This window comes from Furfurilactobacillus curtus (assembly GCF_054657915.1).
Window position 1 is genome coordinate 1,954,853 of record NZ_BAAHXU010000001.1, and the last position, 17,350, is coordinate 1,972,202.

Consider the following 17,350-nt stretch of genomic DNA (forward strand, 5'->3'; position numbering starts at 1 on the left):
ATATATATGGCGAGCTTATTCACTGGAAGACTTATATCAAAGGAGTGAAGAACTTGGCAGGGCATTTAGTTAAATACGGTAAACACCGGACCCGTAGAAGTTACGCACGCATTAAAGAAGTTCTTGATCTGCCGAATTTGATTGAAATCCAAACGGATTCATACCAATGGTTCCTCGATGAAGGACTGCGTGACATGTTCGATGACATCATGCCAATTGATGATTTCCAAGGCAACTTGTCATTGGAATTTGTTGACTACCAGTTACTTGAACCAAAATACACGGTGGATGAAGCCCGCGAACACGATGCTAACTATTCGGCGCCACTGCACGTGACCTTGCGCTTAACCAACCACGAAACTGGCGAAATCAAGAGCCAGGACGTATTCTTTGGTGACTTCCCGTTAATGACGGATCAAGGAACGTTCATCATCAATGGTGCAGAGCGGGTTATCGTTTCCCAGCTGGTTCGTTCGCCAGGCGTTTACTACAATGAAGAGGAAGACAAAAACGGCCGTGAAATTTACGGTGCGACAGTCATCCCTAACCGTGGTGCATGGTTAGAATACGAAACCGATGCCAAGGAAATTTCTTATGTCCGCATTGATCGGACTCGGAAAATCCCCATGACGGAACTTGTCCGTGCGTTGGGCTACGGTTCTGACGATGAGATCATTGATATCTTAGGACAAAGCGATGCCTTAATGGCCACCTTAGAAAAGGATATTCACAAGAATTCGGATGATTCTCGAGTTGAAGAATCGTTGAAAGATATCTATGAACGGTTGCGCCCAGGTGAACCTAAGACAGCGGATTCTTCTCGGAGTCTATTGACGGCTCGTTTCTTTGATCCAAAGCGTTACGACACCGCTCCAGTTGGCCGTTACAAGCTTAACAAAAAGCTTGACTTACACACTCGTTTACTCGGTTTGACGTTGGCTGAAACATTGGCGGATCCTGAATCTGGTGAAATCATCGCCGAAAAGGGTACTGTTATTGACAAGACAGTCATGGCGAAGTTGTCGCCATATTTGGACCAAGAGGACTTCAAGTCAGTTACCTTCACACCTTCCGATGAAGCCGTTGTTACGGAGCCGATGACGGTTCAAGTAATCAAGGTCTTCTCAAAGAACGACCCTGAACAAGTTTTGAATATGATTGGCAATGGTCATATTGACCTGAAGAACCACACGATTCAACCGGCTGACATCGTTGCATCAATCAACTATTTCTTCAACTTGCAAGAAGGTGTTGGTTCAACGGATGATATCGATCACTTAGGCAATCGGCGGATTCGTTCAGTTGGTGAGTTATTACAGAATCAGTTCCGGATCGGTCTTTCACGGATGGAGCGGGTTGTTCGTGAACGGATGTCTATTCAAGACTCCGCGACTGTTACGCCACAACAATTAATTAACATTCGACCAGTAGTTGCTTCCATCAAAGAATTCTTTGGTAGTTCACAGCTGTCACAATTCATGGATCAAACCAACCCATTGGGCGAATTGACCCATAAACGCCGATTATCTGCTCTTGGGCCTGGTGGATTAACTCGTGATCGGGCTGGTTATGAAGTCCGAGACGTTCACTACACTCATTATGGTCGGATGTGTCCAATTGAAACACCTGAAGGGCCAAACATTGGGCTAATTAACTCGTTGTCTAGTTACGCCAAGGTTAACCGTTATGGTTTTATTGAGACACCTTATCGGCGCGTTTCATGGGACACACACAAAGTTACTGACCGAATCGACTATTTGACAGCTGATGAAGAAGATAATTTTGTTATTGCCCAAGCAAACTCGACATTAAATGATGATGGTTCCTTTGTTGACGACACGGTTTTGGCACGTTCTAAGGATGAAAACATTGAAACTTCGATCGATAATGTTGACTACATGGACGTTTCGCCCAAGCAAGTCGTGGCTGTTGCCACTGCATGTATTCCATTCTTGGAAAACGATGACTCTAACCGGGCTTTGATGGGTGCCAACATGCAACGTCAGGCGGTGCCGTTACTTGATCCTCATGCTCCATTGGTTGGGACGGGGATTGAATACAAAGCGGCGCATGACTCCGGGGTTGCCTTGATTAGTAAGGCAGCTGGTACAGTTGAGTACGTGGATGCCCGTCAGATTCGTGTGCGTCGTGAAGATAGCACGCTAGACACGTATAAGTTGATGAAATTCCGCCGCTCAAATGGTGGGAAGAACTACAATCAACGACCAATTGTCAAGGCTGGGGATCATGTCGATGCTGATGAAATCTTAGCGGACGGTCCTTCTATGGAAGGTGGGGAATTAGCCCTTGGGCAAAACCCATTGATCGCCTTCATGACTTGGGATGGCTATAACTTTGAAGATGCCATCGCCATTTCAGAACGGTTAGTGAAAGATGATGTGTACACGTCGATTCATATCGAAGAATATGAGTCAGAAGCTCGTGATACAAAGCTTGGACCAGAAGAAATGACTCGCGAAATTCCTAACGTTGGTGAGGATTCATTAAAGGATCTGGACGAACAAGGTATTATTCGGGTCGGAGCCGAAGTTCATGATGGTGACATTTTGGTTGGTAAGGTAACCCCTAAAGGGGTCACCGAATTATCAGCTGAGGAACGTCTGTTACATGCGATCTTTGGTGAAAAAGCGCGTGAAGTTCGGGATACTTCTCTTCATGTACCGCATGGTGGTGGCGGAATTATCCAAGATGTGAAGATCTTTACTCGTGAAAATGGGGATGAATTGTCACCAGGTGTCAACATGATGGTCCGTGTTTACATCGCCCAGAAGCGGAAGATCCAAGTTGGGGACAAGATGTCCGGTCGTCATGGGAACAAGGGGACCGTTTCAATTGTAATTCCAGAAGAAGACATGCCTTACATGTCTGATGGGACACCAATTGATATCATGCTGTCACCCATGGGTGTGCCTTCTCGGATGAACATTGGTCAAGTGCTTGAACTGCATTTAGGCATGGCTGCTCGTAAATTAGGTATTCATGTGGCAACACCTGTCTTTGATGGTGCCCAAGATCAGGATATTTGGGACGCTGTTAAAGAAGCTGGTATGCCAGCTGATGCAAAATATGTATTGTATGATGGTCGGACTGGTGAACCATTTGACAACCGAATTGCCGTTGGGGTCATGAACTACCTGAAATTAGCCCACATGGTTGATGATAAGATCCATGCGCGTTCAATCGGACCTTACTCCTTAGTTACGCAACAGCCTCTTGGTGGTAAAGCACAATTTGGTGGCCAGCGTTTTGGTGAAATGGAAGTTTGGGCGCTGGAAGCTTATGGTGCTGCATACACGTTGCAAGAAATTTTGACGTACAAGTCTGATGACGTGGTTGGCCGAGTTAAGACCTATGAAGCGATCGTTAAGGGCGAGCCAATTCCAAAGCCAGGAGTGCCAGAGTCATTCCGTGTGTTGGTTAAGGAATTGCAGGCCTTAGGCTTAGACATGAAAGTGTTAGACAACGACAAAAAGGAAATCGAACTGCGTGATATGGATGATGATGAAGATGACGTGGTTAACGTTGATGCCTTAAGCAAGTACGCTGCAGAACATCCGGTGGATGAAAAGCCAACGGATCAACCTAGTGCACCGGTCAGCGAGCCAACGTCGACACCCGTAAATGAGTCTGAGCACACGACTAACGAATAATTTGTCGTCGCCATTGAATATGAGAGGGAGGTCAATCCTTTGATTGATGTCAACAAATTTGAAAGCATGCAGATTGGGCTTGCTTCGCCCGACAAAATCCGCAGCTGGTCTTATGGGGAAGTTAAGAAACCTGAGACGATCAATTATCGAACATTAAAGCCTGAACGTGACGGTTTGTTCGATGAACGAATTTTTGGGCCAACAAAAGACTGGGAATGTGCCTGTGGTAAGTACAAACGAATTCGCTATAAGGGTGTCGTTTGTGACCGTTGTGGTGTTGAAGTGACCCGTTCCAAGGTTCGTCGTGAACGAATGGGCCATATTGAATTAGCCGCACCAGTGACCCACATTTGGTATTTCAAGGGTATTCCTAGCCGGATGGGACTTGTCTTAGACATGAGCCCACGGGCCTTAGAAGAAATCATCTACTTTGCTTCCTATGTTGTTTTGGAAGCAGGTAACACACCTTTGGAACGTAAACAGTTGCTGTCTGAACGTGAATATCGCGAGAAGAAGGCGCAATACGGTAATGAATTCCAAGCTGAAATGGGTGCCGAAGCGATCCGTAAGTTATTAGCGACCGTTGAACTAGAAAAGGAAGCTGATGAACTAAAGGTCCAATTAAAAGAGGCCTCTGGTCAAAAGCGGACACGTGCTGTGCGTCGTTTGGACATTTTGGAAGCCTTCATTCAGTCAGGCAATCGGCCTGATTGGATGGTAATGGACGTTGTTCCGGTTATTCCACCGGATTTACGACCGATGGTTCAACTGGAAGGTGGACGTTTTGCCACTTCCGATTTAAATGATCTGTACCGACGGGTGATTAACCGTAACAACCGTTTAAAGCGGTTGCTCGATTTAAACGCACCTGGCATCATCGTTCAAAATGAAAAGCGGATGTTACAAGAAGCCGTCGATGCCTTAATTGATAATGGTCGTCGTGGTCGTCCAGTAGCTGGACCTGGTAATCGTCCGTTGAAGTCACTGTCACACATGCTGAAAGGTAAGCAAGGACGATTCCGTCAAAACTTACTGGGTAAGCGGGTTGACTACTCCGGTCGTTCTGTTATTGATGTTGGACCAACGTTGAAGATGAACCAGATGGGCTTGCCAGTTCCAATGGCTATGGAACTCTTTAAGCCGTTCATCATGAAAGAATTAGTTAAGCGTGAACTCGCCTCAAACATTAAGAACGCTCGTCGTAAGATTGATCGTCAAGATAACGATGTTTACGATGTGTTAGAAGACGTGATCAAGGAACACCCGGTGTTATTGAACCGCGCTCCTACCTTGCACCGTTTGGGTATTCAGGCCTTTGAACCAGTCTTGGTTTCTGGTAAAGCGATGCGAGTTCACCCATTAGTATGTGAAGCCTACAATGCCGATTTTGACGGGGACCAGATGGCTATTCACGTGCCACTATCTGATGAAGCTCAGGCTGAAGCACGATTGCTAATGCTAGCAGCGGGCCACATTCTGGCACCTGCCAATGGTCGCCCAGTGGTAACACCATCACAAGATATGGTGATTGGGAACTACTACCTAACGACTGAGGAAGCGGGACGTGAAGGCGAAGGGATGATCTTTAAAGATCTGAACGAAGCCCGTGTCGCTTACCAAAATGGGTACGTTCACCTGCATAGTCGTGTTGGAGTCCAAACAGCTTCAATGTCGACCAAGCCCTTTACCGAGGAGCAACGTTCACGAGTTATGATCACGACGGTTGGTAAGATGATTTTTAATGCGATCTTGCCAGAAGCCTTCCCTTATCTAAATGAACCTACTGCTGCTAATTTGACGGATGGGATTGATGATCGCTTCTTCTTGGAACCTGGTGAAGACTTAAAGACGGTTTTGAGCAATCGGCCATTGAATGATCCGTTTAAGAAGGGATTCTTAGCGGATATCATTGCTGAAGTGTATAAGCGGTACAAGGTAACAGCAACCTCACTGTTGTTGGATCGGATGAAGGATCTTGGTTATTACGAGTCCACGAATTCTGGTTTGACGGTCGGGATTGCAGATATTTCAACGTTAAAGACGAAAAATGACATCGTTCTTGAAGCTCGCAAACAGGTTGCCACGATTTCAAAGCAATTCCGTCGTGGACTAATCACCGATGATGAACGTTACCAGCGGGTTATCGATGTTTGGAACACTGCTAAAGATGATATTCAAGAACAGTTGGTTGATTCCATGGAATGGAATAACCCAATCTTCATGATGAGTGATTCTGGTGCCCGTGGTAATATTTCGAACTTTACTCAATTAGCTGGGATGCGTGGTCTGATGGCAGCGCCTAACGGTCAGACGATGGAGTTGCCAATCGTTTCAAACTTCCGTGAAGGCTTGTCAGTGTTGGAAATGTTCATCTCTACTCACGGGGCTCGTAAAGGAATGACCGATACGGCCTTGAAGACTGCCAACTCTGGTTACTTGACTCGTCGATTAGTTGATGTCGCGCAAGATGTCATCATTCGTGAAAAGGATTGTGGCACGGATCGTGGTTTAACAATCCACGCCATTACGAATGGAAATGAAATGATTGAATCACTGTACGACCGGATTCTTGGTCGTTATGCGATGAAGTCAGTCAAGCACCCAGAAACAGGTGAAACTTTAGTTAACGCCAATGAAATGATTGACGAAGATGTAGCACAAGCCATTGTTGATGCAGGTGTGACAGAGGTTGTGATTCGTTCAGCCTTTACTTGCAACACGCAACATGGAGTTTGTGAGCGTTGTTATGGTCGGAACATGGCAACTGGTGATAAGGTTGAAGTTGGGGAAGCCGTCGGTACGGTTGCTGCTCAATCAATCGGTGAACCAGGGACGCAGTTAACGATGCGTAACTTCCATACTGGTGGGGTTGCCGGTGACGATATCACACAAGGGCTACCTCGTGTGCAAGAAATTGTGGAAGCGCGGAATCCTAAAGGTAAAGCTGAGATTTCTGAAGTAACTGGGACCGTTGTCTCAATTGAAGAAAACCCGGCTGAACGGACTAAAGAGGTTACGGTTAAGGGTGAAGCGGAGACGCGCACCTATACGTTACCGCTGCGGGCGCGGATGCGCGTGGCTGAAGGGGACTTTATCCATCGTGGTTCTGCGCTGAATGAAGGATCAATTGATCCGAAGGAATTATTGAAGGTTCGTGACGTTCTATCGACTGAAAATTACTTACTCCGTGAAGTGCAACGGGTTTACCGGATGCAAGGGGTAGGGATTGCCGACAAGCATATCGAAATTATGGTTCGCCAAATGATGCGGAAAGTTCGGGTCATGGATCCAGGTGATACGGATATGCTTCCTGGAACGTTGATGGACATTGCCGACTTCAAGAATGCCAACACTAATACACTGATCGCTGGTGGGATTCCAGCGACTAGCCGTCCTGTAATCTTGGGGATTACGAAAGCTGCTTTGGAGACAAATAGTTTCTTATCAGCTGCGTCATTCCAAGAAACAACTCGTGTGCTAACGGATGCTGCTATTCGTGGGAAGAACGATCCGCTAGTCGGTTTGAAGGAAAATGTCATCATCGGGAAGATTATTCCTGCTGGGACTGGAATGCCAGATTATCGTAAGATTCAGCCTAAAGAAGCTGAATCAACTGGTACTGAAGGTGTCTATTCCATCAGTGATTTAGAAAAGAAAATGCGTGAGGAAGATGCAAAGTAAGTGAGCTGCGGCTGATGAACTGAGTTCTTTCCGACGAAATTAAAAAGGAGCTTGTTTCAAAATGTCAAATTGGCATTTTGAACAAGCTCCTTTTTTGTTTTTAGCGCAACATAGTGTGCAGTGCTTTGGCCATGACTTTAGGATCCTTTTCATAGTGATGCATCCGGGTCAGTTGACTGTCTGGAATACCAAGGAATTTATAAACGGCAACTTGAGCACAGCGGATGGAATATTGTTCAGTAAAGACCATGTCAAATGGTAACTCGGCAAATTGACTGATGAAAGCTAAATTGTGACTGTGATCGGGAACGACTTTCGGTCGATCACCAACTGCACGTCGATTAAATAGTGCGCTAGCGTATGGCATAAATACTGGTACGACATTTTCAGTGATGGACATAATTTCTTCAAGATGATCGCCAATTTTATCTTGACCTTCGTCGACTTCGTTCAGATGGCCAATCAACTCAATTAGAATTTCACGTCCAGTCATTTCCATGAATGTTTTATCAACATAGTCACCTTTACGCCGTGGATACATGACATACCCCCAAAAGGTTGTTTCATTCTCCTTTTGTGCATGGAAGTGTGGTTGATGATGGACCACAATTGACATTAGACCGTTGCTATCGATCCAAGTGTTTAACGCATTGCCTGGCTGTTGTTGAGTGATGCGGGTGATTTGGTTGAGGAGATAGTGATTGTCATTAGTAACAGTGTAGCTTAACCACTCACTTTGTCCCCGATCATTAAAGAACTTGTCGGGGTGGCCTAAGTTGTAGAAATGGTCCGTTGCTTGTTTCCACAATTGAGCGCTAGGGGCATACTCAGGATTCTCTTTAACGGGTGTATCCATATCGCCAATGGATGAACTGTCGGTTACTGAGCCATTTGTATCGAAAACAAAGTCAGTTTCATTGACGTCGACGTGGCCGGCCTGATGATCACCGTCAATTTCTTCATAATCAAAACCAGTCACAATAATGTCGTCTCGTAACGGCGTGTCTTTAAAAGTTAATTGTGTGACTTTGCGGTTATTAATGAAAGTGACACCCTGGTCTTGTAAAAATTGGCGCATTGGCAAGATGATGCTCTCATATTGGTTGTAGGCCGTCCGAGTCACGCCTGCCAATGTATTAATTCGGCTAAATTCGAGAATCATTCGATTCATGTATCGCCGTAATTCCATGGCCGAACTTTGACGTTTGAACGCAAAAGTTGTTTGCCACATGTGCCAAAAGTTAGTTGTAAAGAAATGTGGTGAACTAGCAAAATATTCATCAATTCCGACATCGTTTAACTGCTGTTCCTTGCTTTCAGGTAGCATTACCAACTTCGTCAACAGGTAACGGTCACGATTGTCAAATTGCATATGGCGGTAATCATTCTCGTCACCCTTGTTATGAATTCCGTTGACCTTATCCATTAAACGAGCAACATCGTGGGTCGGGTGCGCATGATCAAAGTCTAGAATTTCTTCGGTGATGGATTTGCCTGGTTGATCTAACGAGGGAACAAAGCGACCAATGTCCCACAAATTTTCGTATGTTTCTTCATTTAACATTCGGCCACCTTTGGCTAAAAAGCCGTGATGGTTGGTTAACTTCGAGTTGCCGTATTCTGTTTCGAAGTCACTAGTGGGGGCACCATCGTTAGCACCATGGGTTTCTAATCCATACATGGTGATTTGGTCGCCGTGCCAGCCACCATCACGAATCAAATATAAACCAGCGGATAAGTTCCCAATACCAGTTCCAATCATGTATGCGTGTTGTGCCATTTTGACAACCTCCTACAGTTGATTACTGTTTCTGATCGTGGTTAAGAGATGTTCAACTTGTGATAATGCGTTATCGAAAGTTAAATAATACCGGTGATGAAGACCTTCCTGGGTAATGGCAACCAAACCAGCTTGTCGCAAAATTTTTAGATGATGCGAGACCGTTGGCTGAGACAGGTTCATTTGCGCCGTCAATTCGGTAACAGTCAGCCCACCTTGTACGTGTGCACCCAACAGGATAATGAGACGTTGTCGATTAGGGTCGGCAAGGGTGTTGAGTAGGTCCAAGTTATCAATAAATTCTGTCAGAGCTTGTTGCTGTGCGGGTGTTAATTCTGTGTTAGAACTGTCCTCAGACATGATGACTACCAGCCTTCATTGATACATTTAACTTCATGAATATTGTAACGCCAAGTTCTAACTGTTGCAATCGCTTACATTACCTCTATGTCACCAAAATTTGGACCGTTGACCTATCACTGATGAGACGTTTGCCACAGGATAACTAAACCGGTCGCTACCCATAAATAGGGGAAGAAGGGAAGCCTCGTTTGACCGTCTCGCCGAAAATTGTTGGCGAGGGCCATTATGGAAGCCATAAAGATGGTTAAAGTTGCTGTTTGAAAATCGAAAGTTAACCAACTGATCGCAAAAAAATCTAAATCGCCTTTACCCAACCATTGATCAGTGAAGCGACATTTGTTAAGAAGGAGATAGCAAATGATGACCATTAACAAATGGTAAACAGTGGGGGGATTTAATAATAGACCAGTTAAAAGCAAACCGAGCAAACCAAGCACTGGTACTTGCAGTTGGACTGCATCAGTAACGCTTAAGGCGAGCAGGATTAAAATGAATAATAATTGCAGCAAAAATTGCTGAGGCGTTCGTGTCTCATAGGATAAGACACCGACTACTCCCGTCATTAATTCTGCTAATGGATAGAGCGATGAGATTTTTTGCCGGCAATTGTGACATCGACCAATTTGTAACAACCATCCCAAACAAGGCAATAGTTGCCACCAAATTAAGGTTATGGCACAATAGTCGCATTGGGAGCGGGCAAGCAAAATCGGTTGATGCGTTAAATGGCGGTTGGTCACACACATCACAGTTGATGCCAATGTGCTACTCATGACAAAGATAAGGCTGGTCGTAATGAACGTCATTGAAAAAACTCTCCATTTTTTATTTAGACATACGGAACTTGACTGAAAAACAATGTGAAATCCGCTGAGAAACCTTGACGATGAGTAGGTGTGATGATATTCTATTAAAGGTGCTTTTTTGTGAAAGTGTCTGCCATCTATGGCGGCTGGAACTTAAACAGCAATCATTTGTGGAAAACAGATTTGGGTTTTCTTTTTTTAATAGTCAAAAAAGAACCGCCTGGATGTGTGGACTTAAACTGAAACGAAAATTTGGAAGGAGGACTTTTAGATGCCAACGATTAACCAACTCGTTCGTAGTGGTCGAAAATCTAAAACGTCAAAATCAGATGCCCCAGCTTTAAACTTCGGGTACAACAGCTACAAGAAGGAACAAACTAATAATGCAGCACCACAAAAACGTGGGGTTGCCACTCGTGTCGGTACAATGACACCAAAGAAACCTAACTCAGCTTTGCGGAAATATGCCCGTGTGCGTTTGTCTAACTTGATTGAAGTTACGGCTTACATTCCAGGTATCGGTCACAACTTGCAAGAACACAGTGTGGTCTTAATTCGTGGTGGGCGTGTGAAGGATTTGCCTGGGGTTCGTTACCACATCATTCGTGGTGCGCTCGATACTGCCGGTGTCACTGACCGGAAGCAGAGCCGTTCTAAATACGGTACTAAGAAACCTAAGGCTTAATCAAGAAAGGAAGATAGACGATGGCTCGTAAAGGACATATTCCAGCACGTGAAGTGTTGCCAGACCCAATTTACAACTCAAAGCTGGTTACCCGTTTAATCAACCGCTTGATGTTAGACGGTAAGCGGGGGACAGCTTCAACAATTTTGTACGCTGCCTTTGATCAAATCAAGGAAACGACCGGTAATGAACCTTTAGAAGTATTTGAAGAAGCAATGAACAACATTATGCCTGTATTGGAAGTTAAGGCTCGCCGTGTTGGTGGTTCTAACTACCAAGTGCCAATCGAAGTTCGTCCTGAACGTCGAAGCACATTAGGCCTACGTTGGTTAGTGCAATACTCACGGTTACGTGGTGAACACACCATGACAGAGCGTTTAGCACGTGAAATCATGGATGCTGCCAACAACACTGGTGCGTCAGTTAAGAAGCGTGAAGACACTCACCGGATGGCAGAAGCCAACCGTGCCTTCGCTCACTACCGCTGGTAATCATCCCTGGCCCCTTAGGCTGGTAGTACGCCTTGACACCCATCATTTCATGCGGTGTCATTTTTGGGGTAAAGGGTTGTTAAACGTAATTTAAAGGAGATAACAATGGCTAACAAACGTGAATTTCCGTTGGAAAAGACGCGTAATATTGGGATCATGGCCCATATTGATGCCGGTAAAACGACGTTGACTGAACGGATTTTATATTACACGGGTAAGATTCATAAAATTGGTGAAACCCATGATGGGGCTTCACAAATGGATTGGATGGCCCAAGAACAAGAACGTGGGATCACGATTACTTCCGCTGCGACAACCGCGCAATGGAAGGATCACCGAATCAATATCATTGATACTCCAGGGCACGTGGACTTCACGATCGAAGTTGAACGTTCTTTGCGGGTGTTAGATGGTGCGATTGCGGTCCTAGATGCGCAAGCTGGGGTTGAACCTCAGACAGAAACGGTTTGGCGTCAAGCTTCAACGTATGATGTTCCCCGTATCGTGTTCGTAAACAAGATGGACAAAATGGGGGCCGACTTTGACTTTTCCGTTGATTCATTGGGGGATCGGTTACAAGCTAACGCTCACGCCATCCAAATGCCAATCGGTGCTGAAGATGATTTCGAAGGGGTTATTGACCTAATCGAAATGAAGGCCGACTTGTACGACGAAGATGCTTTAGGGACGGAATGGGACACAGTTGATATTCCAGAACAATACGCTGCAGAAGCGCAAAAGCGTCGCGATGCATTGGTTGAAGCTGTCGCTGAGTCAGACGACGACTTGATGGAAAAGTACTTGAATGGTGAAGAAATTAGTAAGGAAGAATTGAAAGCTGGGATTCGTCGGGCAACCTTAGCTAACGAATTCTTCCCAGTTCTTGCCGGTTCAGCTTACAAGAACAAAGGGGTCCAGATGTTGATGGACGCCGTTGTGGACTACTTACCATCACCAGTAGATGTTAAGCCTTACACGGCGACTGATCCAGAAACCGGTGAAGAAGAAGACCTAGTTGCCGGTGACGATAAAGACTTTGCTGCCTTAGCATTTAAAGTAGCCACTGATCCTTACGTTGGTCGTTTGACGTTTATCCGGGTTTATCAAGGGACATTGGAATCAGGTTCTTACGTGTTAAATGCCACTAAAGATAAGCGTGAACGGGTTGGACGTTTACTACAAATGCATTCTAACCAGCAAAATGAAATTCCTGAAGTCTTTTCTGGGGATATCGCAGCGGCCATCGGTTTAAAGAACACCACCACTGGTGATTCACTAACTGATGTTGACCACCCATTACACTTGGAATCAATGGTCTTCCCCGACCCAGTTATCCAAGTTGCTGTTGAACCGAAGACTAAAGCCGACCAAGACAAGATGAATAATGCCTTGCAAAAGCTGTCTGAAGAAGACCCAAGTTTCCGTGCCGAAACAAACCCAGAGACTGGTGAAACATTAATTTCTGGGATGGGTGAACTTCACTTGGACATCATTGTTGACCGGATGAAACGTGAATTCAAGGTGGATGCTACCGTTGGTGCTCCTCAAGTTGCGTACCGTGAAACAATTACGAAGTCTGCCCAAGTCGAAGGTCGTTTCATTCGTCAGTCTGGTGGTAAAGGTCAATATGGTGACGTTTGGATTGAATTCACACCTAATGAAACAGGTAAAGGTTACGAATTCGATGACGCTATCGTTGGTGGGGTTGTGCCTCGTGAATACATTCCATCAGTTGACCAAGGACTTCAAGAAGCGATGGCCAATGGGATGATTGCTGGTTACCCAGTTGTTGACGTTAAGGCTAAGCTTTACGATGGTAGCTACCATGATGTCGATTCCTCTGAAGCTGCCTTTAAGATTGCCGCATCCTTAGCTTTGCGTGAAGCGGCTAAGAAGACTGCGCCAGTTATCTTGGAACCAATCATGAAGGTTGACATTGTTGCACCTGAAGACAACCTTGGGGACGTCATGGGTCACGTAACTGCTCGTCGTGGGACGGTTGATGGTATGGAAGCACGCGGGAACGCCCAAGAAGTTCATGCCTTTGTACCTTTAGCTGAAATGTTCGGTTATGCAACAACCTTGCGTTCATCAACCCAAGGCCGTGGGACCTTTACCATGACATTTGATCATTACTCAGCTGTGCCAAAGGCTGTTCAAGAAGAAATTATCAAGAAAAATGGTGGTAACCACCACCCAGAAGACTAATTATTCTTAGTTAGAAAAAAAGCGGTTCATCAAGGCGACTGTCGTTGCTTGATGAACCGCTTCTTTTTTTATCGAAACGACTTGGTGGCTAAATTATTAGTAATTTTCGCGAGTAAAGGCGCCAAGAACTTGGTTGCCTCCTTTGGCAACCAATGTTGTGAGCAGTTCGTCAGTTGCAGCCATTACGTGGTCGGCGGTGATTTGATTGGCGCTTGTTAATGCTTCAGTCAGCTCATCACCGGTCAGACCGTTTAATTGTTGGTCTAGTTCGGCGATTCGTTGATGACCGTAGCCAAGTGTCTTTTCTTGGTAACTCTCGACGTCACTGATGAGCAATTGAAAATGGTCGGCAACGATCAAACTAATCAAGCGGTTTGCCCAATAAGCATTGTGGCTGTCGAGACTATTAGTGGTGTCACGGTAACTAGCGGGGGTGTCATTAACATTGGTGAAGAAGGGAACTAATGTGTTAAAGGGATTGGCAGCCATGGCAACCCACTGGATAGCCGAACGACCAGCTGGTAAATTAGGGCGCAGTTGCAGCACACATAGTTCTTGCGTGCGATTGATACCAATCGGTCGAAACGGTGCGGTTGCTCGGGAAGCACCCAGTGCAAACGGATCATAGGGGGTATCTTGATAATGTGAGCTGAGAACATATTTGATATCTTCGATGGTGATTTTTTTGTCCGCATAGCTGATGAAAGGTAAGCTATCGCTCATTGGATCTTGATCGGTAACGCTGTCTGAACTGAAATAACGCTGTGCATACCAAGCTCGAGGTGTGTTGTAATGATGATCCAATTGGGAATGTGAGCCGAAAATTTCACGAAAGTTGAAGCCTTGTCCCAAATTTAAGTGATTATCTTTAACAAATTGTTGTAAGTCATCGGCAAACATGAAGTGATCAGGATCATCAAAGTCAATTTCTTGGATGCCTGTCTGATTGGGGGCCACCACGTAGGCATCGTCGGGAATACGTTGCGCGACCCAGTGGTGACCACCTGCTGTTTCCATGTACCAAATTTCATTAACATCTGAGAAAATGATCCCATTTGATTCGTAAGTGCCATAGGTTTTCAGAATTTCGCCCACGCGTTTTACGCCTTCACGAGCTGAATGAATGTACGGTAAGGTAACAGTGAGCAAATCTTCTTCACCCACGCCATTTGTGACAAGCGGGTCGGCACCTAATATACGTTCGTTAGTGGTGATTGTTTCGGTCGCGCTCATGGCCACATTATCCGCGTTGATGCCAGCTTCGCCCCAAATGCCGCTAGTGGCAACCGCGTTGGGAATTGCGGTATAACGTAGCGGGTTGTCAGGAAGTTTTAAAGTAAACTTGCTAAGTTTAGCGTGGTAATCACGTGGTTGATTACCTGGTTTGACGACAACAAATTTTTTAGGATCGACAGCGGTGCCTGCGTCTTCGTTGCGAGCAATCAATGTTGAACCATCATAACTAGCCAACCGGCCAACCAAAATAGTCGTACATGTGCTTAATTCAGATAAAGACATAATAAAAGCCTCCAAATTGTAATGACAAACAGGATTCTCTGTCAGCATAACACTTTTGGTGACCTTTATTTTTTGTGTTTCTTCTATATAAAAGGGAAGCGTAAGCATTCTGTGGAACATTAATCGGTAACATTAGCGCCTAAGGTCTGTTCAAAATGGCGCAGTGCCCATTCATGCCCAGCTTGGTCAAAGGAAGCCACGGCTTGACGGGGAACGGTGAGCCGGTAATCAAGATTATACGCATCCACAGCTGTATGCAGGACGCAAATGTCGGTGCAAACGCCGGCGACGGTTAGATTGGTTATTTGACGACTGCGTAGATAATTATCCAGATTTGTATTAGCAAAGGCGCTATAGCGATTTTTATCGAAGTAATAGACGTGGTCGTTGTCACGGTGTTCTTGGTACCAAGTTTCTAAATCGCCAAAAAGTTGTCGGCCCCAGGTACCTTTTAGATTATGCGGCGGGAAAAGCTTGGTTTCAGGGTGATAGGGATCAACGCCATCGTGTAAATCAGTTGGGAAAATGACGTAATTGTCATTGTCCAAGAATTGATTGGCGAGTGATAAAATTGCGGGGGCGATCTGTTGGCCAGGTGTGCCGGTCGTTAATGCCCCTTTTTCGGCGACAAAATCATTCGTATAGTCGATAATGAGTAGGGCCTGCTTGCCAAAATCCATGACATTTTCCTCCTTGAGCAGTAAAAAATAGGTAATCGCAACTGAACAAAACTAGTATAAGGGGTTACCTTTAGGAAAGAAAAGGATTTTAGGCTGAATGACCAAAATAAGTTGAAAATTGACGGAACCCGGGGATTAAATAATGGGATCGTGTTATGTTACATTAATTGCTGATTGTACGGCACCAATTTTGTCATCAAAATGCAATTTACAGTTTTTAATAAACCCTTGTCATTACAGCTTTCTGCTGGTATAGTAGTTAAGTGCTTGTGCGAAACAAGGGACAATTGTGTTCTGATTTGCATGACATCAAGCGAGCGATGATGTGGAAGGTTGCGACACACCCGGCCGCTTTGCCACGGAGGTGTGGCGGTAATTTCCATGGAGCTAGCCTATTTCGAAAAATAGACGTGAGGAGGGAACATTTATGGCAAGTAAGAAAATTCGTATTCGCTTAAAGGCTTATGAGCACCGGATCCTTGATCAGTCAGCTGACAAGATTGTGGAAACGGCTAAGCGGACTGGTGCTGAAATTTCAGGACCAATTCCGTTACCAACTGAACGGGTATTGTTCACAGTGCTACGTTCACCACATAAGTTCAAGAAGTCTCGTGAACAGTTCGAAATTCGGACTCACAAGCGTTTGATTGACATTGTCAACCCAACTGCTAAGACAGTTGATTCATTGACTAAGCTTGAATTACCAAGCGGCGTTGATATCGAAATCAAGCTTTAATTCGGTTCTATCTGGTGAGTAATCACCATATGAATACTTAAATACAATATATTGGAGGTGTACTCATGACCACAAAAGGAATCTTAGGGAAAAAGGTCGGGATGACGCAGGTCTTCACCGAAAATGGGGAATTAATCCCAGTTTCAGTTATCGACGTAACTCCTAACGTAGTTTTGCAGGTTAAGACTGTTGAAAATGACGGTTATAACTCAATTCAGTTAGGGTTCGATGACAAACGTGAAGTTCTGTCTAACAAGCCCGAACAAGGTCATGTAGCAGCAGCAAAAACGGCTCCTAAGCGCTTCGTTCGTGAAATTCGCGATGTTGAGCTAGGAGACATGAAAGTCGGTGACGAGCTCAAGGCTGACGTCTTCGCAGAAGGCGAAACAGTCGACGTCACGGGTATCACTAAAGGACATGGGTACCAAGGTAACATCAAAAAGGACGGACAGCATCGTGGACCAATGGCTCACGGTTCTCGTTATCACCGTCGCCCAGGTTCAATGGGTGCCATTATCAACCGTGTTTTCAAGGGTAAGCCACTTCCAGGACGGATGGGTAACCACAAAGTAACCATGCAACACTTGCAAGTTGTTCGCACTGATGTTGAAAACAATGTTTTGTTGATTAAAGGTAACGTTCCTGGTGCTAACAAATCATTTGTGACAATCAAAAGCTCTGTTAAGGCCGGCTTGAAGAAGAACAACCGCCACAGTGAAAAATAATTTAAG

At 45.2% G+C, this 17,350-nt stretch carries 12 protein-coding genes; 7 read left to right on the top strand and 5 right to left on the bottom strand.

Annotated elements, in window-relative coordinates; all coding sequences use genetic code 11:
• Nucleotides 1-53: 53 nt before the first annotated feature.
• On the top strand, nt 54-3,671 hold the full coding sequence (gene rpoB / locus ACYQ0Y_RS09140) for a DNA-directed RNA polymerase subunit beta (RefSeq protein ID WP_407884266.1): 3,618 nt from the start codon (nt 54-56) through the stop codon (nt 3,669-3,671).
• 39 nt (nt 3,672-3,710) lie between these two features.
• Nucleotides 3,711-7,352, top strand: a complete 3,642-nt coding sequence (gene rpoC, locus ACYQ0Y_RS09145) for a DNA-directed RNA polymerase subunit beta' (protein WP_407884264.1) — start codon at nt 3,711-3,713, stop codon at nt 7,350-7,352.
• Nucleotides 7,353-7,452: 100 nt separating this feature from the next.
• On the opposite strand, the gene ACYQ0Y_RS09150 is transcribed toward rpoC, so the two are convergent.
• From ACYQ0Y_RS09150 to ACYQ0Y_RS09160, 3 genes are all read right to left on the bottom strand, one after another.
• Nucleotides 7,453-9,132: an oleate hydratase gene (locus ACYQ0Y_RS09150; protein ID WP_407884262.1), complete on the bottom strand. Its 1,680-nt coding sequence runs from the start codon at nt 9,130-9,132 to the stop codon at nt 7,453-7,455.
• Between the two features lie 12 nt (nt 9,133-9,144).
• Nucleotides 9,145-9,492, bottom strand: coding sequence for an ArsR/SmtB family transcription factor (locus tag ACYQ0Y_RS09155; protein ID WP_407884261.1), 348 nt, complete (start codon nt 9,490-9,492; stop codon nt 9,145-9,147).
• Nucleotides 9,493-9,608: 116 nt separating this feature from the next.
• Nucleotides 9,609-10,301, bottom strand: coding sequence for a prepilin peptidase (locus ACYQ0Y_RS09160; RefSeq protein WP_459935470.1), 693 nt, complete (start codon nt 10,299-10,301; stop codon nt 9,609-9,611).
• 271 nt (nt 10,302-10,572) lie between these two features.
• Here ACYQ0Y_RS09160 and rpsL point away from each other — a divergent pair, with 271 nt between their 5' ends.
• The 3 genes from rpsL (at nt 10,573) to fusA (ending at nt 13,685) form a co-directional block, all read left to right on the top strand.
• Nucleotides 10,573-10,986: a 30S ribosomal protein S12 gene (rpsL, locus tag ACYQ0Y_RS09165; RefSeq protein WP_017262644.1), complete on the top strand. Its 414-nt coding sequence runs from the start codon at nt 10,573-10,575 to the stop codon at nt 10,984-10,986.
• A gap of 20 nt (nt 10,987-11,006) precedes the next feature.
• The gene (gene rpsG, locus ACYQ0Y_RS09170) at nt 11,007-11,477 is read left to right on the top strand and encodes a 30S ribosomal protein S7 (protein ID WP_407884260.1); all 471 of its coding nucleotides are present in this window, start codon (nt 11,007-11,009) and stop codon (nt 11,475-11,477) included.
• A 105-nt stretch (nt 11,478-11,582) separates the two neighbouring features.
• On the top strand, nt 11,583-13,685 hold the full coding sequence (fusA, locus tag ACYQ0Y_RS09175; RefSeq protein WP_407884258.1) for an elongation factor G: 2,103 nt from the start codon (nt 11,583-11,585) through the stop codon (nt 13,683-13,685).
• A gap of 96 nt (nt 13,686-13,781) precedes the next feature.
• On the opposite strand, the gene ACYQ0Y_RS09180 is transcribed toward fusA, so the two are convergent.
• Nucleotides 13,782-15,203 carry a C69 family dipeptidase gene (locus ACYQ0Y_RS09180; protein WP_407884256.1) on the bottom strand — a complete coding sequence of 474 codons (1,422 nt, stop codon included), beginning with the start codon at nt 15,201-15,203 and terminating at the stop codon, nt 13,782-13,784.
• A 119-nt stretch (nt 15,204-15,322) separates the two neighbouring features.
• Nucleotides 15,323-15,883 carry a cysteine hydrolase family protein gene (locus ACYQ0Y_RS09185; RefSeq protein WP_407884254.1) on the bottom strand — a complete coding sequence of 187 codons (561 nt, stop codon included), beginning with the start codon at nt 15,881-15,883 and terminating at the stop codon, nt 15,323-15,325.
• Between the two features lie 427 nt (nt 15,884-16,310).
• On the opposite strand from ACYQ0Y_RS09185, the gene rpsJ reads away from it, so the two are divergent.
• Both rpsJ and rplC read left to right on the top strand, forming a co-directional pair.
• On the top strand, nt 16,311-16,619 hold the full coding sequence (rpsJ, locus tag ACYQ0Y_RS09190; RefSeq protein ID WP_407884252.1) for a 30S ribosomal protein S10: 309 nt from the start codon (nt 16,311-16,313) through the stop codon (nt 16,617-16,619).
• Between the two features lie 65 nt (nt 16,620-16,684).
• Nucleotides 16,685-17,344 (top strand): 50S ribosomal protein L3, encoded by a 660-nt coding sequence (gene rplC / locus ACYQ0Y_RS09195; protein ID WP_407884250.1) that lies wholly within the window; start codon nt 16,685-16,687, stop codon nt 17,342-17,344.
• The last annotated feature ends 6 nt before the right edge of the window (nt 17,345-17,350 follow it).

Coding starts and splice junctions, on each gene's coding strand:
- ACYQ0Y_RS09150 (WP_407884262.1), bottom strand. CDS start 9,132: ATGGCACAACACGCATACATGATTGGAACTGGTATTGGGAACTTATCC.
- ACYQ0Y_RS09155 (WP_407884261.1), bottom strand. CDS start 9,492: ATGTCTGAGGACAGTTCTAACACAGAATTAACACCCGCACAGCAACAA.
- ACYQ0Y_RS09160 (WP_459935470.1), bottom strand. CDS start 10,301: ATGACGTTCATTACGACCAGCCTTATCTTTGTCATGAGTAGCACATTG.
- rpsL (WP_017262644.1), top strand. CDS start 10,573: ATGCCAACGATTAACCAACTCGTTCGTAGTGGTCGAAAATCTAAAACG.
- rpsG (WP_407884260.1), top strand. CDS start 11,007: ATGGCTCGTAAAGGACATATTCCAGCACGTGAAGTGTTGCCAGACCCA.
- fusA (WP_407884258.1), top strand. CDS start 11,583: ATGGCTAACAAACGTGAATTTCCGTTGGAAAAGACGCGTAATATTGGG.
- ACYQ0Y_RS09180 (WP_407884256.1), bottom strand. CDS start 15,203: ATGTCTTTATCTGAATTAAGCACATGTACGACTATTTTGGTTGGCCGG.
- ACYQ0Y_RS09185 (WP_407884254.1), bottom strand. CDS start 15,883: ATGGATTTTGGCAAGCAGGCCCTACTCATTATCGACTATACGAATGAT.
- rpsJ (WP_407884252.1), top strand. CDS start 16,311: ATGGCAAGTAAGAAAATTCGTATTCGCTTAAAGGCTTATGAGCACCGG.
- rplC (WP_407884250.1), top strand. CDS start 16,685: ATGACCACAAAAGGAATCTTAGGGAAAAAGGTCGGGATGACGCAGGTC.